Here is a 22,854-nt window from a genome sequence, read left to right as displayed (position 1 = left end):
TCTAAGGACATAACTTTTATTAAGTTTCAATTATTCGATTTATTATAATGAAAAAAAAGATATTTATTTTTCTGCCGGATGGGGTTGGACTGCGTAATTTCGCTTTTACAGATTTTAAAGAAATAGGAGAAGAAAAGGACTATCAAATTGTTTATTGGAATAATACAGTTTTTTCTTTAAAAGATCAGTTGGGATATGATGAGGTCAAAATTGAAAATCATAAAACACATCCTTTAACGCCTATTTATTCCAGAGTTAGAAAGCATATTGAACTTAATGTTTCTCAAAAAAAATTTAAGGACAAAGTATATGAAACCTATAAATTTCCTTTTAGTTATGATGGTTTAAAGAACACTTTAAAAACACTGTATACGAAGGTATTGATTGGTTTTAATTCATCAGAAAAAGGAATTATAAGAATTAGAAAACGCATTAATACTCTTGAACGTTCGACTATAAAGTACCAATACTGCAAAAAGCAATTAGAGGAGCATAAACCAGATTTGATTTTCTGTACTACTCAACGTGCGACTCAATCCATTAGTGCACTATTGGCAGCCAAAGATCTTAATATTCCCATAGTTGCTTTTGTATATTCTTGGGATAATGTGCCCAAAGCTATGCAAGTAGTAGAAGCCGATTACTATTTTGTTTGGAGTGATTTAATGAAAGAAGAAATTCTAAAATATTATCCGTTTGTAACAGCATCCCAGGTTTTTGTAACGGGAACACCGCAATTTGAACCTCACTATGACAACAAGTTGTTTAAAAATAGAGAAGTGTTTTTTAAAGAAAACAACATAGATGCTTCTAAAAGATACATTTGTTTTTCAGGAGATGATGAAACAACATCACCTCTAGATCAATATTATCTGGAAGATTTAGCAAATGCTGTCAGGAATTTAAATAAAAAAGGCGAGAACATTGGGGTTATTTATCGTAAATGCCCTGTAGATACAACGGATCGTTATGATGCCATTCTTGATTCTTATAAAGATGTAATAATGGTTTTGGATCCGTTATGGAAACAGGTTGGGAAAAATTGGAACGAAATTTTGCCAACAAAACAGGATCTTGCCTTATTGCATAATGTTTGTGCTCATTCAGAGTTTGTAACAAATGTATGCTCTTCAACCGTATTTGATTTTGTTGCACATAATAAGCCCTGTATTTATTTTAATTACGAACAGCCACAATTAAAAAAAGGGATCAGAGACATAGGCCAGAATTACCAATATGTTCATTTTAGAAGTATGCCTAGTGAGAAAGCGGCAATATTTTGTACAAGTAAAACAAATTTAGAAAATCAGGTAAAACAAATTTTAGATAAAAAATTATCCAATGTACCGGATGGTAAAAAATGGTATGAAATTGTCGTAGGGAAAAATCCAACTCTTGCATCTGAGAATATTTGGGATCGTATTGATTCTATATTAAAAACAATATAATTTTATGTTTTTTAACTCAATAGCTTTTGCTGTTTTTTTACCTATTGTTTTTTTCTTGTACTGGTTTGTTTTTAATAAAAGCAAAAGCACCCAAAATACCTTACTAATTGTTGCCAGTTATTATTTCTATTCTTGTTGGGATTGGAGATTTCTTTTTTTATTGGTGTTTTCTACTTTCTTAGATTATTATACCGGAATTCAGATAGAGAAAGGGAAATCAGAAAAAAGTCGAAAATTTTGGTTTTGGCTTAGCATTTCTGTCAATTTGGGGTTTTTAGGTATTTTCAAATATTACAATTTTTTTGCTTCTTCTTTTGCCGATTTATTGGATGTGCTAGGATTTAAAGCAAGTCCAATATTGCTGAATGTAATTCTTCCGGTTGGGATTTCTTTTTATACTTTCCACGGATTATCATACGTTATTGATATTTATTATAAACGCATTAAAGCCGAATATAACTTTATAGATTACTCCTTATTTGTAAGTTACTTTCCACTTTTAGTGGCGGGGCCAATTGAAAGAGCCACACATTTATTGCCTCAGGTAAAAGTAAAGAGGGAATTTAATTTAGAAAAAGCTAAAGAGGGAATTAGTCAAATTATTTGGGGCTTATTTAAAAAAGTTGTTATTGCAGATAATTGTGCAATGTATGCCAATAATATATTTGAAAATTACACTTCAATGGATTCATTTTCATTGGTACTGGGAACAGTTTATTTTGCATTTCAAATTTATGGGGACTTTTCCGGATATTCAGATATAGCTTTGGGGGTTTCAAAGTTGTTCGGGATAGATTTATTGAAAAATTTTAATTATCCTTATTTTTCAAGGGACATAGCTGAATTTTGGCGTCGATGGCATATTTCACTTTCTTCCTGGTTCCGCGATTATTTGTATATTCCCTTAGGAGGAAGTAAAGGTGGGCTATCGATGAAAATTAGAAACACTTTTGTCATTTTTGTTGTAAGCGGATTTTGGCATGGAGCCAGTTGGACCTATATTTTTTGGGGATTAATAAATGCAGTCTACTTTTTACCATCATTACTATTAAAAAGAAATCAAAAATATCTTCAGGAAATAACCGTTTCATGGCATATTTCTTCGTTAAAGACTATTGTAAACATCTTAATTACTTTTGGAATAACCTGTTTTGCGTGGATTTTCTTTCGATCTGAGAGCCTGTCTATGGCTTTCGATTATATTAGAAGAATTACAGATTTTAGCTTTAATAGGAGTAGTTTAAAAGAACAATTAAGCTTCATCATTATAATTATTTTACCCTATTTGATTTTATTAGAATGGAATAATAGAAATAAAGAATGTCCATTATTTGGTCAACTGTCCAGGATTAAAATAGTAACAACGATTATATTTATTTTATTATTTGGGGAATTTAATATTCAGAGTAAGTTTATTTATTTTCAATTTTAAGATCAGTTTTAATGAAAAATTTTTTAAAATATATGATCGAAATTGTTGTTATCACGCTTATAATTGCTTTTTTTATACAATATCTTTCAGATAGAGGTTTTCGAAATCTTAAAAACTCTCAATATAATGATTGGCAAAATATTGTCGAGGGTAAAATAAATAGTGATATTATTATTAATGGATCTTCGCGCGGATTTGTTGGATATAATCCCGTTATAATTGGAAATAAACTTCATTTGACCTGTTTTAACCTGAGTTTTAATGCCGGAGGATACAATTTGCAGCAAGCTAAATTCGATATTTATCTTAAAAGTAATAAACCACCAAAATTGATAATTCAAAATATTGATCTTGCCCATTTTCAAAAAAATACAGAACTTCCGGATGAATGGCAGTTTTATCCCATTATTTATAATAAAAGTATCGATTCTTTACTAATGAAATTTGATGAAAATATCACTTATTTAAAGGTTTTTCCCTTGTTAAAGTACAATCAAAATTTTAAGTTACTTGAAGAAGGAATAGTTGCCAACTTTTCAAATTCGGTTAAAAAAAACAGTAAAACAATTCTAGGTTATTGCCCGCAAGACAGATTATTTAAAGTAGATTACCATAATCTGAAAAAATTCTCCAACATAGATGTAAAAGCTAAAAATGAACTTGAAATAGAACGTTTACATGAAATGTTTAATTTTTATAATTCAAGATTAGACAAAAATGCAAAAATGGTATTTATCTGGATGCCGGAGTACAAACTTAGGCTAACTAAAAGTTTCGACCTTAAAAGAGCATCAATAGTTGAAGAATTAAATTTGATTCAAAAAAAATATAAAAATTTCATCTTTATTGATATGGCTTATGATGAAATGTCTAATCATAGCGAATATTATTATGATACATTTCATTTGAACGAAGTTGGTTCTACTATTTTTTCTAAAAAAATTTCAATAAAGATTAATACAATTTTAAATTAATTTATGTTTTTTAACTCGATAGCTTTTGCTGTTTTTTTGCCAATCGTTTTTTTCTTATACTGGTTTGTTTTTAATAAAAATAAAAGCAGTCAAAATGCTTTATTAATTGTCGCCAGCTATTATTTCTATTCTTGTTGGGATTGGAGATTTCTTTTTCTATTGGTATTTTCTACTTTCTTAGATTATTATACCGGAATTCAAATTGAAAAAGGAAAGTCTGAAAGAAATCGGAAATTTTGGTTTTGGCTGAGTATTTCTGTTAATTTAGGATTTCTGGCAATTTTCAAATATTATAACTTCTTTGCTTCTTCTTTTTCAGACCTATTAAATTCCGTTGGAGTAAAGGCGAGCCCAATTCTATTAAATGTTATTCTTCCGGTTGGAATTTCATTTTACACGTTTCACGGATTATCCTATGTTATCGATATTTATTACAAACGTATAAAAGCCGAATATAATTTTGTTGATTATTCCTTGTTTGTAAGTTACTTTCCGTTATTAGTTGCGGGGCCAATTGAAAGAGCCACGCATTTATTGCCTCAGGTAAAAATAAAACGGGAATTTAATTTTCAAACAGCTAAAGACGGTGTCTGCCAAATTATTTGGGGATTAGTTAAAAAAGTGGTCATTGCAGATACCTGTGCTACTTATGCGAATGCTATTTTTGATAATTATACATCGATGAACTCTCTTTCGCTTATTTTGGGAGCTGTGTATTTTGCTTTTCAAATTTATGGTGACTTCTCAGGATATTCAGATATTGCATTAGGAGTTTCAAAATTGTTTGGTTTAGATTTATTACGAAACTTCAATTATCCTTATTTTTCGAGAGATATTGCTGAGTTTTGGCGCCGTTGGCATATTTCGCTTTCTTCCTGGTTTCGGGATTATTTATATATTCCTTTAGGCGGAAGTAAAGGTGGACTATGGATGAAAATAAGAAATACTTTTATCATTTTTGTTGTTAGCGGATTTTGGCATGGAGCAAGTTGGACGTATGTCGCCTGGGGATTCATAAATGCAGTTTATTTTTTGCCGTTATTATTACGAAATAGTAATCGAAACAATATTGATACAGTAAAAGTTTCCTGGGATTTTAACTCTGTCAAAGTAATTCTGAGTATTTTCTATACCTTTTTAATTACTTGTTTGGCTTGGGTATTTTTTAGGGCCAGAACGATTACAGATGCTATTTTGTATTTAAAACGAATAGTGACTAATAAAAATTTTAGATTTCAATTTCTCGAAAATGATCGTTATAACTACGAACTATTGCTTATGATTGGAATATTTGTTTTAGTTGAATGGAATAATCGAACTAAAATAGAACCCCTTTCGGGAAAAAGAAGCATGATAAAAGTTGCATTGGCCATATTGGCGATAATGGCTTTTGGAACCTTTTCAGATTATAAAGAATTTATATATTTTCAGTTTTAATGAAAAAGTTTTTAGTTTATTTAGTCAAAATTATTTTGATGACGGCTGTCATAGCTTTTATACTTGACGGATTGTATACTACGGTTTATATGCAATCTAAAGATAGAGGAAAAATAGAGACAGTTGTTACTTCTAAAGCAGCCAAATATGATGTGATAATTTTAGGCTCATCTAGGGCTAATAATCATTTTGTAGCTCAAATGTTTCAGGATAAAGGCCTGAAAACATTTAATTATGGTATGAGTGCAGCTCATTTATTTGAAGCTTCATTAATGTTGAAATTAATGATTGAAAGAAAATGGGTAATTAAAAATGTAATTGTTGAAGCAGATCTTAATCTGTCAATAGAACACAAATCAGAAGCAATATCAGCTAAGTTTTTGCCTTATATTCATAATTCTGTAACAATTAGAAATCAATTTGAAGATCAGGAAGATTTTAAAGAAATGAATTATCTGCCATTTTACAGATATATTAAATATGACAGCAAAATTGGTTTTAGAGAAATGTTTTTTACAGGATTTCATAAAAAGACAAATGCTTTGGATAATTTAGGCTATTATCCTTTAGAGAAGCATAAAAATGGGAATATGAAAAATAATATTGTAAATCTGAATCCGTTGCCGCATAATAAGTATTATGAAGAGATAAAAAAGATTTGCAAAGATAATAACATAAATTTTATAGCTGTAATGACCCCAATGTGCGAAAATGTTGTAGGGATGGATTACTTTAATAAGGTAAAGAAAGCCTATCCGGAAATTCATAATTATGAAAATGTAGTAATTGAAGATAAGTATTTCTCTTCTTGCGGACATATGAATGATGCAGGAGCTAAAATTTTTACAGCCAGAATATTAAAAGACTTTTTTAATAAGTAAGATAGGGTATTTATAATGAGTACTTGTACAAAATGATAACATATAGTAAATTAGGAAAAAAAGGGAATCTGGGAAATCAGCTTTTTCAAATTGCTTCGACTATTGGCGTGGCTATCGAAAACAAACAGGATTATGTTTTTCCAGACTGGAAGTATCAACACTATTTTAAAAATAAGCTACCTCTGTTAGAGAATGATTTATCTCATTTTATAACTATTGAAGAAACAGAATATAATTACTATCATAGAGATTTAGGGACAGAGAACTATGATCTTTCCGGTTGGCTTCAAACTGAAAAATATTTTGATAAATCTTTGGCAAAGTATTATTTTGAGTTTTCGGCTTCTTTAATTGGGACGCTTAAAAATTCCTATCAAAAGGCATTTGTTAAACGAACGATTTTAATTTCTATAAGAAGAGGAGATTTTGTGAATCATCCTGATTATCTTCAATTACCAATAAACTTTTACTTAAACAGTTTAGTGCAATTTTTACCGGATTGGGAGTCCTGTAATTTAATTGTTTTAAGTGATGATATTAAATATTGTAAGTTTCATTTTTCATTCTTGGAAAATGTATTTTTTGGAGAGGGATTACATGAAGTAGAACAGTTATGTTTGGGGTCATTATGTGATGATTTTATAATTAGTAATTCTACTTTTTCCTGGTGGTCAGCATGGTTGGGAGAAAAAGAAGGCTCAAAAGTTATAAGGCCTTTTAAAAATTTTGACGGATTGAAAAGTTTAGAACTTAATGATAAAGATTATTATCCTGACAGATGGATAAAGTATAATCATTTAGATGTAAAACTTAAATTAGATAACTTAGGTTTTTATATAAGATCAAAAAAAAATAAGGAAATAATTAAAAACTATGTTTTACATTATTTTGATGTAGCAGTTACTTTTGAGGAAAATGAATTCGACTCATCAAAAGATAGCTATATCTTAAAAGGAGATTATTTTCTACCTCCATTTTTAATCTATTATAGTTGGTTACAAATAAATAAACCAGGAGTTAAGTTGGTTACTAATACTATAGACAAAACTTTTAAAGTTTCCAGGAAGTTGAATTATGATGAGTTGTTTGTTCAAAAAGACTTTGGATTATTCTCTGCTATTTTTTCTTTTCCTAAGAAAAAAGTGGAGAGAAGGAAAAATACTTCAGCTATTTTTTTGAAAAAAGGAAATGATTTAAGAGAAGAGTTCTCAAACGATTTTAGTTCTGATGAAATTTGGATAAATTTCTCAGGTGGAAAACTTTTAGAGTTTGGTGGCTATAGTTATAGTTTTAAAAAATATATAAAGAGAAAAAAAATCCAATTAAAAAAAAGAATTAAAAAGTTCTTGTTAAAAAAATAAATATGGCAGTAAAATTACATGTCGCCTATATAGTATCTCATTATCCACATAAGGCTTTTGGTCATGATGGTGGTTTAGGTACAAGTGTTTACAACTTAGTCGAGAAACTGAATGTGTTGGATATTAAGGTTTCAGTTTTTATATATGGTCAAAAAAAAGAATTTATTCTTGAAGAAGATAATGTAACGATTTATAGCTTAACGAATAGTCAATTTCCTTTTTTTAAATTTTATTTTAATAGAAAAAAAATAGAAAAAATCATAAATCAAACAATTGCTAAAAAAGGCATAAATATTATTGAAGCACCTGATTGGACAGGAATAACAGCTTTAATGAAATTCAAAATTCCATTAGTAATCCGTTTTCATGGCAGCGATGCCTATTTCTGTAATTTAGAAAACAGAAAACAAAAGCTTAAAAATTACTGGTCTGAAAAACTTGCCTTAAATCAGGCAAAAGCATTTATTGCACCAACGACTTTTGCAGGTGAACTCTCCCGGAAAATTTTTAAATTAAAAAATAAAGAAATAAAAACGATTCATTACGGAATAGAATTGCAGAATTTCACAAACGCTTTTCCTAAAGTTTATGAAAAAGGATTGATTTTGTACGTAGGAACTCTAATTCGTAAAAAAGGGGTATTAGAGTTACCTGAAATTTTTAATAGAGTACATAAAGAATTTCCTCAGGCAAAACTGGTTTTAATTGGGAGTGATGCTTATGATATAAAAACAAATTCAAATTCAACATGGCAATTGATGCAAAATCAATTTAAAGATGATGATTTGAGTTATGTGGAGTATCTGGGGAAAATTCCATACAACGAAGTTGAGAATTATATTAAAAACGCAAATGTTTGTGTGTTTCCAACTTTTGCAGAAACTTTAGGCATGGTAACCATAGAATCTATGGCGATGCAAAAAGCAGTAGTGAATAGTAGTATTGGTTGGGCTCAGGAGCTTATTGTGGATGGAGAAAGTGGTTTTTTAGTGCATCCTGCAGAGCATGATTTATTTGCTAAGAGAATTACGGAGTTACTTACAGACGATTCGCTTTGTTTAAAAATAGGAGAACAGGCCAGAACCAGAGTAGAAGATAAATTCGATATTAATAAGATTGTAACTGAAAATATTGAATTTTATCAGAAAATAATCAATCAACACCAAAACAGATAATGATTGTTATTTATCATCACAATAATAAAGTGGTAGAGGCAGTTAGCGAAAAAGAAAACCTTAATTTTTCAACTAACAATGTTTTAAATGTTCTTGTTGAAATTGCTGTGTGCAATCCCAACGAATTATTAGTTTGGTGTCATTATGATTTAAAATCAAATCTGAACTTGTCTGAGATTCACGATGTTTTTCATCATAAAAAAATTATGGCTTCCTATAATCCATTTGCTAATTTCTTACTTTCTGATGCTATTGGTTATGTTGAAGAATCACCATTTATAAAAGTCAATAAAAAAGTTACGTACCCAACATGGCAAATGAGCAGTTGCGCAGGAGGTCTTCATGCATCAGTGTTGTTAGAATTGAAAAATTCGATTCCAACATCAGATAATTTTGAATATTTTTTGCATTCTATAGCAAAATTAGCCATGGATAATGGTCTTTTTTGTTATTCAGAACCACTTTTGTTGAGGGGGTTTTTTGATGAAACTCAAATTAGAAAAAATAACAAATACGTTTTATTTCAATTTGTAAAGCAACATTATAAAGCACATTGGGTATTTTTATTGTTTCTGAATTTATTTTTATACGAAAGAAAGCTTGCTTTTTTGCCTTTAGTTTTTAGCTTATTTTATTCGAAAAGAAATCTAAAAAAAGAAGTTTTAAGTACCATAGAAGTTAAGTCTTCTAAAAAAACAATTGAAACAGAAGATATAGACGTTATTATTCCAACTATTGGGAGGAAAGATTTTTTGTATGATATTTTGAAAGATTTTTCTTTACAGACACATTTGCCTAAAAAAATAATTATTATAGAGCAAAATCCTAATTTAGAAAGTGTTTCTGAACTTAATTATCTTCGAAACGAAAGTTGGCCTTTTGAAATAAAACACATTTTTACCCATCAGGCAGGTGCTTGTAATGCAAGGAATCTAGGTTTAGCTGAAACAAAGAATGAGTGGGTTTTTATGGCTGATGATGACATTAGAATTAATAATTCGTTTTTGAAAGAGGCATTTATCAAAATACGTAAATTTGGACTTCAGGAAATTACCTTTGCCTGTTATGAAGGAGATTATGATCGTAATAAAAAGTATCTAAAAGAAATACAATGGGAAATTTTTGGATCAGGTTGCAGTATCGTAAAACATAAGTTCTTAGAGAATCTTACTTATAGAAAAGGATTTGAATTTGGCTATGGTGAAGATACAGATTTTGGAATGCAGTTACGCAACGCAGGTTTAGATATTATTTACATTCCAAAGCCTGAAATTTTACATCTCAAAGCCCCGGTAGGAGGCTTTAGAACTAAACCGGTCTTGCAATGGCAAGATGATGTAATTCAGCCAAAACCCTCGCCAACAGTAATGCTGTACAAAATTTTGAATTTAAGCAAAGAGCAAATGAAAGGATATAAAACTACCTTGCTTATTAAGTTTTATAAATCTCAGTCTATAAAAAATCCTATCCGTTATTTATTATATTTTAATAAACAATGGAATCAAAGTATGTATTGGGCAAATCAATTGAAAAATAAAGTATAAGTTTTGGTACAATTCATAACGATCATAACCCCGTTAGGGAATCACGAAGTTGAGCTTGATATACATCAGTCAGCTAAACTTGCTGTAGACCTGTCTTTATTTGACCTTTCAGATTATAATTCATTTGATATAAAATTTACTTTTTCAGAACCCGTGTCAGAATTCAGGGATCATGATTATATATGGAAGAAATGTAATAAAACCTATATTGCAAACCAATTTAGTCCAAAAATTGTAAAACTTCAAAATGGCCAGATAATTCAGGCTAACCTTACAATCGGTATCTGGGAAATAAACCATAAAACACCAAAAGTTCTACTGTGGCGATTTAATCCTGAATTTGCTTCTCCAATTACAAATTATTTGGGGAATAAAAATAGAAAGACAATTTCTTCAGCAAAACAAAAGCTGGATATTAACACAAATCCTACATTATTATTTCCTGAAAATGAAGCCCTTGAATTTAGTAGGTCAAAAGAACCTTTTACAGCTATTGCTTGTTTTACTGATCATTGTGATTTTGATACCCCGGAGAACTTAGAAATTCAAAGAAAGTTTTTCAAGAAACAGGAGGTAAAAATAACAAAAGGATTTTTCCTGAATCATTTTTCAAAACGAGAAGATAATGCATCATTTCAAAATCAAAAAGAAGAGCTTTTAAAATGGAATGAGGATGGACATGAATTATGCTATCATTCGCTTTCACAATCTATAAAATCAGATACTGAAAGTTTTAAAGATTTTGGTCTGTTTATCCCTCCATTAAATAATATTAAAGTTTGGATAGATCACGGGTATCAGCCATATAATTTTTCTTTGTTTAAAAGCAACAATCTTGACGAAAATAATTATCTACAGATTTTACAGGAAAAAAAAATTAATACTCTCTGGAACTATATAGATTCCGGAACGGCAACTAATGGTGTGTTGAATCAGTTCAATACGATGCATTTTACATTATCCAGTTTTTTAAAAGGAAATAAAAACCTGGGTGGGCTAAAAAAAACGCAGCTCATGATTAAGAATATTATTTTTCATTATTACAATGAAGAAGATCTGATTTTGAGATATAAAAACACAGCATCTAACTTTAAAAAAGTGTTTTTTCAGAAGAAGTTAAAATCAATTTTTCCCTTAGCAAAAGATGTGTTTAAGCTTAGTATGTCCATTTTTTTAGTTTTTTTATTTTGGAATACTAATAAAACCAAACCTTATAAGTTAGCAAAATATTCTCCAATTTTATTTAAACACAGCATTGCAGAAAATGAATTTTATATTTTTCAGACTGTAGAAATGCTGGATTTTAAAAAATCATTATCAGAACAAAATTTGCAATCACTAATAAGTGAAAAAGGTGTTTTTATAGCTCATACCTATTTTTCTGTTCCTATGAAATATCATATGGGTAAATTATTTTCTTCTCCAACAGAAATAGATCTGAAAGTAGAAGAAAGATTCAACAGCCTTTCTGAAAAAATAAAAAGCAGGGAAATTTGGAATCCAACACTCACAGAGTTAGTTGAGTATTGGAAAGGATTTGAAAGAGTAGTTCTGGATATAGATTCTAATGGATTTGTATTTGTTAAAAATGATTCAGGTTTAATTTTTAGAAAATTCGTCTGATGAGTATTTTTTTCACAAAGGATAAATATTGGCTGGATAAATGGGATAAATTTGTTAGTACAAATAATAACGGAAGCCACTTAATTTTTTCAGATTGGTTAAAGTCTTATCAATCTTATGGTTTTGATTTTGAGATTGGGATATTGGTAGAGAACGAGGAAATAATTGGAGGTTTTGGCGCCGTAATTCCGAAAATTCTATTCTTTAAATTTTATATTGTTCCTTATCAGCCTTTAGCTTTAAATGATAATAACTTCATTTTACAGAAACTTATAGGAGCGATATCGCTTAGGGCAAAAAAAATAAAAACATGTTATTTGCAATTAGCATTTCCTTTAGCAGGAACTGGGGCACAAGTAAACTATAACAAGTTTTTAGAAAATAATATTTTTAAAAAAGGAAATCGTTTCAAATATGTTTTTTCTTTTACAGGCTTAAATTGGCTGGATTTAAAAAAGTATAATACAATTGATGATCTTCTTGTTGATTTTAAGTCATCTGTTCGACGTGATATTAGAAGTGCAGAAAGGAAACAAATCACAATTAATTATGCTTCAGGGCATAATGAAATAAAGCAAGCATATGAAATGTGTTTAGAAAATGCCAGAAAAGCAAATTATGCACTTAGGGACTGGAATGATATAAAGGATACAATAATTGCCTTAATTGAAAAAGATAATGCTAAGTTTATTACAGGAAGTAAAGATAATGAGCTAAAGGGGGCTATTTTAATAATAAAAGCAGGAGGATATTATAGTTATATTTTTGGAGGTACCAAAAAAGAAAAACCGGATCTGCTTATTGGACATTTGTTACAATGGGAGGCGATAAAGCTATCATTTTTGGAGAAGTGCGAAGGTTATAATTTATCGCTAGGCGGACCAAAAGGAGTACAGGAGTTTAAAAATGGTTTTAACACAAAGCAAATGTTAGCCGGGAATTCAATATATTATTTAGTAAACAATAGAATATTATTTTCTATTTATGTATTTTTTGAAAAATATCTGAAACCGTATAAAAGTAGAATGGCAAAAATTTTGGCATCAATTAAAAAAATCAAAAGTGAAAGTAGAAAATAAAGTTTTTTGGGAAAATCAGGATATAATCGCGACACAAGATCAATCTGTTTCTTCTTCTGCAAATTATGAAGTTTTCCTGTATGAAAAAGTAGTTTCTTACTTAAAGGGCAAGAAAAAGCTAAGCGCCAAAGTATTTGGCTGTGGTACAGGTAGAGAAATCCCTGAGATCATAAAACATATTGGTGTAGGGCATGTTTTTGCTTCAGATATTGCTGAAAACATGATTAAGAAATGCAATGAGAATTTAATTAATTGGGAACTTACAGATGTAGTAATTACACAAGTGGTTGATGCTGCAAAATTTGAAAGTAAGGATTACGCATTTGATGTGGTGACTATTATGAATAATATGTTAACATATGTCACAGATAAAAAACAAAGAAATAAAATTTTTAAAAATTCATATGAAATTTTAAATGATAAAGGCTGTATAATTGGTGTAGTTCATAATCAAATAGGAACCCCTCAGAAAACAGGGTATTTTTTAATGAGAAGATTTTTAAAACCATTTTTAAAAAACGAAGTAGGTTATCGATTAACCGGTTTTAAAGGATTGAGATTTGGAGGTTACTATTTTACTAAAAAAGATTTGTACAGACATTTAAATGATAATAATTTTAAAAATATTGAAATCATTTCATTAGCTGAGTTCTCTGAAAAAAAAGGATTTGCCTATGATCGTTTAAGAGGGTCTAACAATTTACTTTTTTTTGCAACAAAATATTAAAAGATGAAGTTTTCATTGATCATTTGCACTTATATGCGTCCGGAATCATTACTTGCTTTATTGCAATCGGTTCAAAAACAAGTATTACATCCAAATCAAATTATTATAATTGATGGTTCCATTAATGATGAAACAAGAACTATTTTAGACGAAAGTAAGTTTCATAATTTAGATTATTTTCTGGTCTCTAAAGAAAATCGAGGCCTAACAAAACAACGAAACTACGGAATCTCTAAAATAAATACAGATTCTGAGGTTGTTTGTTTTTTAGACGATGATACTGTTTTAGAAAGAGATTACTTTAAACAAATCATAGCTACATTCAAAACAGACCCTAATATTGTTGGTGTTGGAGGTTTGGCAATTAATGAATATAAATGGAAACAGCAGGAAGCCAATGTTTTCTATAATCCTAAAAAATATTATCTGTTTGAAGGATATTTTTATAAGGAAGGTTTAAGAAATGTAGTCAGGAATTATTTAAAACTTGCATCAGATTTAGGTTCAGGTAAAATGCCGGGTTACTCGCATGGAAGAACTTCCGGATTTCCAATTACAGGAAAAGTGTATGATGTCGATTTATTGATAGGGATGTCAATGTCTTTTAGAAAAATTGTTTTTGATCATATTAAATTTTCTAATTTTTTTGAAGGATATGGTTTGTATGAAGATGCTGATTTTAGTTTGAGAGCTTTACAATTTGGTAAAAATGTTATCAATACCAATGCCCATTTATCGCATTTTCATGCAGAGTCAGGACGTCCAAATCAATATAAGTATGGTAAAATGGTAGTTAGAAATGGATGGTATGTCTGGCGGGTGAAAAATCCGAATCCGGTTTTTAAAGATCGAATGAAGTGGAGCCTCATTACAATTTTATTAACCCTAATAAGGTTTACAAACATATTGACAGAAAAAAATAAAAAGGCGGCTCTTAGCGAAACATTAGGAAGAGTTACTGGTTTTCTGTGTCTATTAGTTAATAAACCAAATATTAAATAATGAGATTTGCCATAATTACACATGTTAATCATATTCAGCATGCTGATGAATATTTTGGATACGCCCCTTATATTCGCGAAATGAATATTTGGTTCAAATATGTTAATGAGGTAATTATTGTTGCTCCATTAAAAATTGGGGAGCCAACAGCAATAGATATCGCTTACCAACAAGAGAAAATTGATTTTAGAAAAGTACCGGACTTTAGTTTTACCAGTTTCAATAATACATTACGTTCCGTTTTTAAATTGCCGGTGATTTTTTGGAACGTATTTATTGCTATGAAAAATGCAGATCATATTCATTTGCGTTGCCCCGGTAATATGGGCTTAATAGGATGTTTTGTCCAGATTTTGTTTCCAAATAAATCAAAAACAGCTAAATATGCCGGAAATTGGGATCCTAAAAGCAGGCAACCTTATACTTATAAAATTCAAAAATGGATTTTAAAAAATACTTTCCTGACTAGAAATATGCACGTTTTAGTTTATGGAAATTGGGATAATCAATCAAAAAATATTAAACCTTTTTTTACAGCTACTTACTCAGAGTCTGAAAAAAGAATTATTACAAAAAGAGACTTTAGCGATACAATCGAATTTATGTTTGTAGGAAGCCTCACTCCCGGTAAAAACCCATTGTATGCTATACAGTTAATTCAGAAATTATTGGATAAAGGTTTTAATACATCGTTGAGTTTATTTGGAGAAGGTAATGAAGGGATTTATTTAGAAAATTATATTAAAACAAATAAATTAGAAAAAAATATCATTTTGCACGGAAATAAAGATAAAGAAACACTAAAAAAAGCTTATCAAAAAAGTCATTTCGTAATCTTACCTTCAAAAAGCGAAGGTTGGCCAAAAGCAATTGCCGAGGGGATGTTTTGGAGTTGCCTGCCTATTGCAAGTAAAGTTTCCTGTGTTCCGTTTATGTTAGATTACGGCAATAGAGGTCTTTTATTAGAAATGAATTTAGATGAAGATGCAGATCAAATAAAGGAAATACTTAAAGATGAAAAAGCTTTTTTTAGAAAAAGCAGTTTATCTCTTAAATGGTCGCAAGATTATACAACAGACGTTTTTGAAACCGAAATTAAAAAGCTCATTTACAAATGAGAATTGTACAAATAATAGATTCATTAGATGCAGGTGGAGCGGAACGCATGGCAGTTAATTATGCAAATGCGTTATCAGAAAAAATACAGTTTTCAGGTTTGGTTGTATCTCGTAAAGAGGGATTGTTATTAAAACAAATTGAAGATAACGTTTCTTATTTATTTTTAAAGAAAACGAAAAAAATAGATTTTCAGGCTGTTTTTAGATTACGGAAGTATTTAAAAAAGAATCAGGTAGATGTAATTCATGCTCACAGTTCTTCTTTTTTTATTGCAGTTTTAGTAAAACTCACTTGGCCAAAAATCAAAATTATTTGGCACGACCATTACGGTATTTCACAAGATTTAGCATCCAGAAAAAATTTAAGTTTAAAAATAGGATCTCTTTTTTTTACGGGTATACTAGCCGTAAATTCAGCTTTAAAAGATTGGGCAAAGTTTTATTTATGGTGTTCCAATATTGTATACTTGCCCAATTTTATAGTTCATGTTGTTGCGAATGAAAAGCAGATATTAAAAGGATCGATTGATAAGAGAATTATTTGTGTAGCGAATTTGCGTCCACAAAAAAATCATGACTTATTGATAGATGCTGCGAATTTGATAAAAGATAAATTTCCAGATTGGACTTTTCATTTCTTTGGAAAAGATTTTGAGGATTCGTATTCTGATAGATTAAAGAAAAAAGTTAAGGAACTAGACCTTCTTGAAACTGTTTTCTTTTACGGAACAACTAATAATGTTAGTTCTGCATTAGAACAATGTCAGATAGCAGTTTTACCTTCTCTTTCAGAAGGGCTTCCATTAGCTGTTTTAGAATACGGATTATATAAATTGCCTGTAGTTGCTACAAACGTAGGTGAAATTTCAAAAGTAATTACTTCTGAAAAAGAAGGATTAGTGGTGGAATCAGGTAACTTAGATGAATTTGTTGGTGCAATTGAAAAATTTATATTATCTAAAAGTTTTAGAGACGATATGGCTTTATCATTAAATCGGAAAGTTCATTTCAATTTTAGTGAAACAATTATTGTCAAAGAGTATATTTTATGGTTGAGATCTTTGCTTACTTTTACTGTTTGAAAATAATAAACGAAAATGAAAAACACAAAATTGTCTTATAGCTTTTTACTCATAATTCATGCGGTAATAGCTTTAGTTGTTTTTGCAGTTCCTTTTTTATCAAAAATATATGCTCTTTTAATTCCAATTGTGGGCTTTTTTGTTGTTTATCGAACTAAGAATGCAAACAATGAGGTTCTTATAGTCGCTGCATACTTAGTTGGTGTTGAGGTTTTTTTACGAATGACCGGTGGGAATTTTAATAATGAATTTGTAAAGGTTAATGTGATTTTTTTCATGCTATTAGGCATGGTATATAGCAATTTCTCAACCAATGCATTTATATATTGGTTTTTCCTGATACTATTGATTCCCGGTATTTTAATTACATCTACAGCTTTTAATACCTCTATAGATATTAAAAAGTCATTAGTTTTTAATTTATCTGGTCCTTTATGTCTCGCGATATGTTCAATATACATGTTTAAAAGAAAAATTTTATTTTCGGATTTGCAGAATGTGCTGGTTGCTATGGGATTACCAATATTAAGCACAACCGTATATTTGTTTTTATTTAATCCGAGCGTTAGAGATGTAGTAACCGGGACACAATCTAATTACGAAACTTCCGGAGGATTTGGCCCCAATCAGGTTTCTACGGCATTGGGTTTAGGAATGTTTGTGTTTTTTACACAATTAATACTATTCTCAAAATCAAAAAGGATAATTCTTTTAAATGCAGTTTTATTGATTTTTGTAACTTATAGAGGGATTGTTACTTTTTCGAGAGGAGGAGTGATAACGGCAGTAGCTATGATTGTTTGCTTATTGCTGTTATTATATGTTTATTCAAATTCTAGAGGAAAAAGTAAGTTTATATGGGTTTTTATCCTTACAGGTACTATGGCAGCTGCAATTTGGACGTATTCTTCTTTTCAAACTAATGGACTTATCGAAAAGCGTTACGCTAACCAAGACGCCAGAGGCAGACAAAAGAAGGATCGTTTGGGAGGAAGAGAACAAATTATGAATCAGGAATTAAAACTTTTTATAGAAAATCCCATTTTTGGCGTTGGAGCCGGTATGGGTAAAGAAATTCGAAAAGAAACGCTTGGCGGGGAAGATGCAGCTTCTCACAATGAGATTACCCGTATGTTAAGTGAACATGGTTTGTTTGGTATTTTTGGTCTTTTAATACTTTTCTTGACTCCTTTTGTTGTTTATGTAAACAACAGACAGCATTTGTATTTTTTGTCTTTTTTTATGTTTTGGTTACTCACCATTAACCACGCCGCAATGCGTACCGCAGCGCCGGCTTTTGTATACGCATTATCGCTCCTTTTTGTCCAGGTAAAAATTCCCGAAAAAACAGAAATTTCCGTCGATTAAGTTCTATTTTTTATAATACATTTGCCTCAAGTTTAAGCCCCTAACAAACTGAATAAATGTTTTCAAATTTTAAAATGCATTTCGAAATTTCGGAAAGAAGAATACTGCTTCTTATTTTTGATGCTATTTTTATTTTACTGGCCCTATATATACTGAGTTTAGTATTTGATTATCATTATTTTGTTTTTGACCGGAACAATTCTTTAAGTATGGTCTTGTTACTCGTTTACGTTTATGCTTTCGGAGTAATATTTGAAATGTATAATTTGCAGGTTGCCAGTAATCAGTTACAAATTCTTCAAAGTGTCGTTTTTACTGCAACTTCTTCGGCTTTAGCCTATTTATTTACACCGGTTTTATCTCCGGAATTACCCAAACAAAGATTAATTATACTCATATTTTATTCCACAATACTAATTACCTTATTATTATGGCGCTTATTTTATGTTTATTTTCTGGCATCTCACCGATTTTCTCAAAATGTCGTTTTAATATGTGATCAGAATCAGGTTGAAGAACTGGTTCTGGGACTTGAAAATGTCGATCCTCATTATAGAATTATTGGTTTTGTAAATTCAGACTCAATTTCAAAAGAAGATTCTAATTTTCATTATGTAAAAGAAATTAAAAAGAATGATTTAGAAACTTTCGTAATTAAAAACCAGGTTTCAGAAATTGTAATTGCCTCTCAGAAAACAGACGGAATCACTCCGGATTTATACCAGCAACTACTTCATTTATTAGAGTCCGGAAATGTTATTCGTGAGTATACCCAGGTCTATGAAAGTAAAACACAACGTATTCCGGTGCATTATATAGCAAGGGATTTTTATCGGTTTTTCCCTTTTAGCAGAAGTAATAACAATAAATTATATTTGTTTTTTGTGCGTTTACTGGAGTTTATATTTTCTTTCTGTGGTTTAATAATTTGTGTGCTTTTTATCCCTTTCATTTTTATTGGGAATCTATTGGCAAATAAAGGTCCTTTGTTCTACACACAAGAGAGAGTAGGTAAGAATGGTGTCATATTTGAAATTTATAAATTTAGAACCATGGTTAAAAACTCGGAATCTAACGGGGTTGTTTTTGCAACTTCAAATGATGTAAGGATTACCCCATTTGGAAAAATGATGCGTAAATCAAGAATAGATGAATTACCTCAGTTTTTTAATGTTCTAAAAGGAGATATGGCGGTTATTGGGCCAAGACCTGAGCGGCCCTTTTTTGTTGAGGAAATAGCCCGTGTAATGCCTTTTTACGAAACAAGGCACGTTATTAAACCCGGACTTACAGGTTGGGCACAAGTCAATTATTCTTATGGAGAATCTATTGAGGAAAGCTTAATCAAATTGCAATACGATCTGTATTACATCAAACATCGCAGTATATTTCTTGATTTAAGCATTACGTTTAAAACTATTACTACTGTTTTATTCTACCGTGGGCAATGATTTTTAAATAATAATTGGAATACGTTTTTTGTTTCGAATAGCTACTCGTACTAAAACAAATCCACTTGTGATAATCATTGGTAAAACGATCCAAAAGTGCGCTTTATTGATCAGGAAGATAGTGTAAACGATTAAAAAAAGCAGATGCAAGACGGCAAATCGATACGTCCATCTTTTATTTTTAAGAATAGAGAAAAGAATCAAAATCAATAAAAGCGGACTAAATAATAACACATTATAATTCATCGCCAATTCCTGGTGAAGTGAATAAAATCCAACAGCAACAAAAAAGATTCCTACTAACGATAAAATTAAAAGATAGATTTTATCCACTATCTTATTGTGCGCCAAAACAACAAAAAGCAGAATAAAAAGATACGTGTATACATTATTCCACCACGAACCGGGTGTTTCTTTTTCAAAATTTAGGAATGTTGTACTTTTGGCTACTAAAGGATGATTTTGAAAGGACGTTTTTTCTAAGCTATTCTTTAACTCAAAAGGCAAAAATATTTTGGTTCCCAATTGATCGACTTTTGTCCCAAAAATGATACTTGTTCCCAGTTGATCATAAAAATGTCCGTCGAAATAAGGAAATAGAATCGATCGGTATGTTTTATCAGTGTCACCTTTTTTAGTTATAATATTTTCATTCAGGGATTTATTGATAACATCAACAACCATCGAAGTACAGTTTTTGTCAATAAATTTATAAGTATAGTAACGATCTTCAGAGAAAACAGTGCTGTTTAAATTGTCAAATAATTTTTGTTTTGAATCCTGCGGAATAAGAAGTTTTTGCTCAAAAACACTCCTTTTTTCACTAGTGTAATCGTTTATAAAATCAGAAAATGATCGTACACTAACAAAATATTGCAAATCGCCTTTTGCGAATTTAGCAACAAAATTGGGCGTAGAGAAATCAAAATTTCCATAATTGTAAACAACATCAAGATTGTTAACCGGATCAGCAACGCGAATAGCAGTATGACCAAAATAAGTGTAACTTTCATTGCCTAGTCCGCAAGTGATAACACTTATATTGGCTTCTTTTGACAACGGTACATTTTGGCCAAAACCAATAAAACTTAGTAATAATAATAAACTAAAAAGTGCTTTTTTGAAAATGACATTTTTCATAATTTAAAATTTTAAGAAGTTTAATAGTTGTAAAAATTATCTAAAGATACCTAAATCTACTTTTAAAGAAAAAATATTTGAATATAAAGCTGCACTTTGATTTCCTAAATCAGTTAAAGCATAATCGATTTGGATTCCTTTATACTTAAATCCTAAGCCAATATTAGGCTGAAAATTTAGTTTTTCGGTATTGTCTAATTGCGTTACATTCTGAAAATTTCCGGCTCCGGCTCGTAAAAAAACGAGATCAGTATAGCCAAATTCAAAACCTAGCGCAGGATCAATACTTACTACTTTTGAAGAAATAATATCATTAGTCTGTTCAAATCGCATATTTAAGTTGGTCGCAACTAAAAGGCTGTAATCATAATGAAAGTCAAATTTTTTAGAAATCCCCAATTGCGCTTTTGGTAACGTTATTTCGGTACTTTCAGGTAATGTATTGTTTTCTCCGGGAATAGCGTTGGCAATTTTTGCATACTCTTTCTCATCAATATTCCATACATTATAAGTAGTAGTAATGTCACGAAGCATTAATCCAAATTTCCAGTCATTTCGTTCAAATTGTAACCCAACATCAAAACCAAAACCCCATGAATTGGCAAATTTTCCAATAATTCGTCGGATTACTTTTGCATTTACACCATATTGAAAACCATCAACAGGCAATTTTCGGGCATAAGAAAAAGTAAAGCCATAATCAGCAGTAGAGAATAAGCTAATTCTGTTGTAATCAATATTTCCCTGATTGTCGATTAATTGAGTAGTATCCATAATATCGTCAACCCCAAAACGAATCATCGAAATTCCCCACGCACTTCTGTCATCAATAGGGCTTGCATATCCAATATAATCGTATTGCGCAATATTGGCAAAGTAATTCGCATGCATTAATGAAATCTGATGATCTTCCAGATTTGTTAAACCTGCCGGATTCCAATAAACAGCGTTTACATCATTGGTAGAAGCAGTAACCGCACTCGACATCCCTAAAGCAGCAGCATCCACACCAATATTCATAAATTCATTCGAATATTTTCGAACAGTTTGCGCATACTGTAGCGTACAACTCCAACACAATAAAAGCACTAAGATTTTCTTCAACGGATATTTTTTAGCAAACCGGAGTCTGTTTTAATTTTTACCAAAAATATAATATTTTACGCAGGAAATTTATTCCTTTTGATAAATATTGCCAAAGTCAGAATTTCAAATTAAAAACTCTTTTGAAAACGCCTTTTAGAAACCGTTATTTATGCTAAATTTGTCCCCTACCATTATCAAATTTTATAAAAGATGAATATTAAAAAACACATTCCTAACTTAATTACACTAATCAATTTATTTTGTGGTTGTATCGCTATTGTTTTTGTTTCAGAGGGCAATTATTTAATGGCTTTTTACATGGTTTGTTTAGGAATCTTTTTTGATTTTTTTGATGGTTTTTTTGCCAGGTTGTTTAAAGTTTCAAGTCCACTTGGATTGCAATTAGATTCCCTGGCTGATATGGTGACCAGTGGAGTTGCTCCCGGCTATGTCATGTATTCTATGTTTGTCAATAGTGCACACGAATTGGGAACCAGTCCTGCTATTCCTTTTTTAGGATTTATCGTGACTTTGGGATCTTGCTACCGTTTGGCTAATTTTAATATCGATACCCGTCAAACAGATTCGTTTATTGGCTTACCAACACCGGCAAATGCGCTGTTTATTTTGAGTTTGCCTTTGGTTCTGAAATTCTCAGATTCTTTAATAATACTTGAAATTTTAACCAATCAATGGATTTTGTTAGCAATTACATTGTGTAGCGCTTATATTTTGAATGCCGAAATCCCTTTGTTTTCTTTAAAAATTAAAAAGTTTAATTTAAAAGATAATGCTTTGCAAATTGTATTTCTGGCTCTTTCTTTTGTTTTGCTTTTATTGTTTCAATTTGGAGCAGTGCCTTTAATCATTATTTTTTACGTTTTACTTTCGATAGTAAATAATATGTTTTTGAAAAAGTAGTTTTT

General features: G+C 30.3%; 19 protein-coding genes. 17 read left to right on the top strand and 2 right to left on the bottom strand.

Annotated elements, in window-relative coordinates:
- Positions 1–47: 47 nt before the first annotated feature.
- From ACHRWY_RS20400 to ACHRWY_RS20325, 16 genes are read left to right on the top strand one after another with little or no spacing between them, the layout of a single operon-like run.
- On the top strand, positions 48–1,448 hold the full coding sequence (locus ACHRWY_RS20400) for a UDP-glycosyltransferase (protein ID WP_395357137.1): 1,401 nt from the start codon (positions 48–50) through the stop codon (positions 1,446–1,448).
- 4 nt (positions 1,449–1,452) lie between these two features.
- Positions 1,453–2,880, top strand: a complete 1,428-nt coding sequence (locus ACHRWY_RS20395) for an MBOAT family O-acyltransferase (protein WP_395357136.1) — start codon at positions 1,453–1,455, stop codon at positions 2,878–2,880.
- 11 nt (positions 2,881–2,891) lie between these two features.
- On the top strand, positions 2,892–3,854 hold the full coding sequence (locus ACHRWY_RS20390) for a hypothetical protein (RefSeq protein WP_395357135.1): 963 nt from the start codon (positions 2,892–2,894) through the stop codon (positions 3,852–3,854).
- 3 nt (positions 3,855–3,857) lie between these two features.
- Positions 3,858–5,291: an MBOAT family O-acyltransferase gene (locus ACHRWY_RS20385; RefSeq protein ID WP_395357133.1), complete on the top strand. Its 1,434-nt coding sequence runs from the start codon at positions 3,858–3,860 to the stop codon at positions 5,289–5,291.
- A complete protein-coding gene (locus ACHRWY_RS20380) occupies positions 5,291–6,172 on the top strand; it encodes a hypothetical protein (protein WP_395357132.1) in 882 nt (293 codons plus the stop codon). The genes ACHRWY_RS20385 and ACHRWY_RS20380 overlap by 1 nt, the downstream gene beginning before the upstream one ends.
- A gap of 32 nt (positions 6,173–6,204) precedes the next feature.
- Complete coding sequence (locus tag ACHRWY_RS20375) at positions 6,205–7,533, top strand: alpha-1,2-fucosyltransferase (protein WP_395357131.1); 1,329 nt, start codon at positions 6,205–6,207, stop codon at positions 7,531–7,533.
- Between the two features lie 2 nt (positions 7,534–7,535).
- The gene (locus ACHRWY_RS20370; RefSeq protein ID WP_395357129.1) at positions 7,536–8,708 is read left to right on the top strand and encodes a glycosyltransferase family 4 protein; all 1,173 of its coding nucleotides are present in this window, start codon (positions 7,536–7,538) and stop codon (positions 8,706–8,708) included.
- Positions 8,708–10,252 carry a glycosyltransferase family 2 protein gene (locus ACHRWY_RS20365; protein WP_395357128.1) on the top strand — a complete coding sequence of 515 codons (1,545 nt, stop codon included), beginning with the start codon at positions 8,708–8,710 and terminating at the stop codon, positions 10,250–10,252. Before ACHRWY_RS20370 ends, ACHRWY_RS20365 begins: the two co-directional genes overlap by 1 nt.
- Before the next feature lie 3 nt (positions 10,253–10,255).
- Positions 10,256–11,875 carry a hypothetical protein gene (locus tag ACHRWY_RS20360; RefSeq protein ID WP_395357127.1) on the top strand — a complete coding sequence of 540 codons (1,620 nt, stop codon included), beginning with the start codon at positions 10,256–10,258 and terminating at the stop codon, positions 11,873–11,875.
- The gene (locus ACHRWY_RS20355; protein WP_395357125.1) at positions 11,875–12,954 is read left to right on the top strand and encodes a lipid II:glycine glycyltransferase FemX; all 1,080 of its coding nucleotides are present in this window, start codon (positions 11,875–11,877) and stop codon (positions 12,952–12,954) included. The genes ACHRWY_RS20360 and ACHRWY_RS20355 overlap by 1 nt, the downstream gene beginning before the upstream one ends.
- Positions 12,938–13,681 (top strand): class I SAM-dependent methyltransferase, encoded by a 744-nt coding sequence (locus ACHRWY_RS20350; RefSeq protein WP_395357124.1) that lies wholly within the window; start codon positions 12,938–12,940, stop codon positions 13,679–13,681. Before ACHRWY_RS20355 ends, ACHRWY_RS20350 begins: the two co-directional genes overlap by 17 nt.
- A gap of 3 nt (positions 13,682–13,684) precedes the next feature.
- Positions 13,685–14,683 (top strand): glycosyltransferase family 2 protein, encoded by a 999-nt coding sequence (locus ACHRWY_RS20345; protein WP_395357122.1) that lies wholly within the window; start codon positions 13,685–13,687, stop codon positions 14,681–14,683.
- The gene (locus ACHRWY_RS20340) at positions 14,683–15,801 is read left to right on the top strand and encodes a glycosyltransferase (protein WP_395357121.1); all 1,119 of its coding nucleotides are present in this window, start codon (positions 14,683–14,685) and stop codon (positions 15,799–15,801) included. The genes ACHRWY_RS20345 and ACHRWY_RS20340 overlap by 1 nt, the downstream gene beginning before the upstream one ends.
- Positions 15,798–16,883, top strand: coding sequence for a glycosyltransferase (locus ACHRWY_RS20335; protein WP_395357120.1), 1,086 nt, complete (start codon positions 15,798–15,800; stop codon positions 16,881–16,883). Before ACHRWY_RS20340 ends, ACHRWY_RS20335 begins: the two co-directional genes overlap by 4 nt.
- 15 nt (positions 16,884–16,898) lie before the next feature.
- Positions 16,899–18,251 carry an O-antigen ligase family protein gene (locus tag ACHRWY_RS20330; protein ID WP_395357118.1) on the top strand — a complete coding sequence of 451 codons (1,353 nt, stop codon included), beginning with the start codon at positions 16,899–16,901 and terminating at the stop codon, positions 18,249–18,251.
- A gap of 56 nt (positions 18,252–18,307) precedes the next feature.
- Positions 18,308–19,702 carry a sugar transferase gene (locus ACHRWY_RS20325; RefSeq protein WP_395357116.1) on the top strand — a complete coding sequence of 465 codons (1,395 nt, stop codon included), beginning with the start codon at positions 18,308–18,310 and terminating at the stop codon, positions 19,700–19,702.
- Between the two features lie 3 nt (positions 19,703–19,705).
- On the opposite strand, the gene ACHRWY_RS20320 is transcribed toward ACHRWY_RS20325, so the two are convergent.
- Together ACHRWY_RS20320 and ACHRWY_RS20315 are read right to left on the bottom strand one after the other, a co-directional pair.
- Complete coding sequence (locus ACHRWY_RS20320; protein WP_395357114.1) at positions 19,706–20,842, bottom strand: DUF4105 domain-containing protein; 1,137 nt, start codon at positions 20,840–20,842, stop codon at positions 19,706–19,708.
- Between the two features lie 36 nt (positions 20,843–20,878).
- On the bottom strand, positions 20,879–21,862 hold the full coding sequence (locus ACHRWY_RS20315) for a PorV/PorQ family protein (protein ID WP_395357278.1): 984 nt from the start codon (positions 21,860–21,862) through the stop codon (positions 20,879–20,881).
- A 276-nt stretch (positions 21,863–22,138) separates the two neighbouring features.
- Between ACHRWY_RS20315 and ACHRWY_RS20310 the strand changes: the two genes are divergently transcribed.
- On the top strand, positions 22,139–22,849 hold the full coding sequence (locus tag ACHRWY_RS20310; protein WP_395357112.1) for a CDP-alcohol phosphatidyltransferase family protein: 711 nt from the start codon (positions 22,139–22,141) through the stop codon (positions 22,847–22,849).
- Positions 22,850–22,854: the final 5 nt, after the last annotated feature.

The sequence above is a fragment of the Flavobacterium sp. FlaQc-48 genome, assembly GCF_044007335.1.
Classification (GTDB): domain Bacteria; phylum Bacteroidota; class Bacteroidia; order Flavobacteriales; family Flavobacteriaceae; genus Flavobacterium.
Note: the sequence above shows the minus strand (reverse complement) of the source record. Positions and strands in the feature narration are given on the sequence as shown.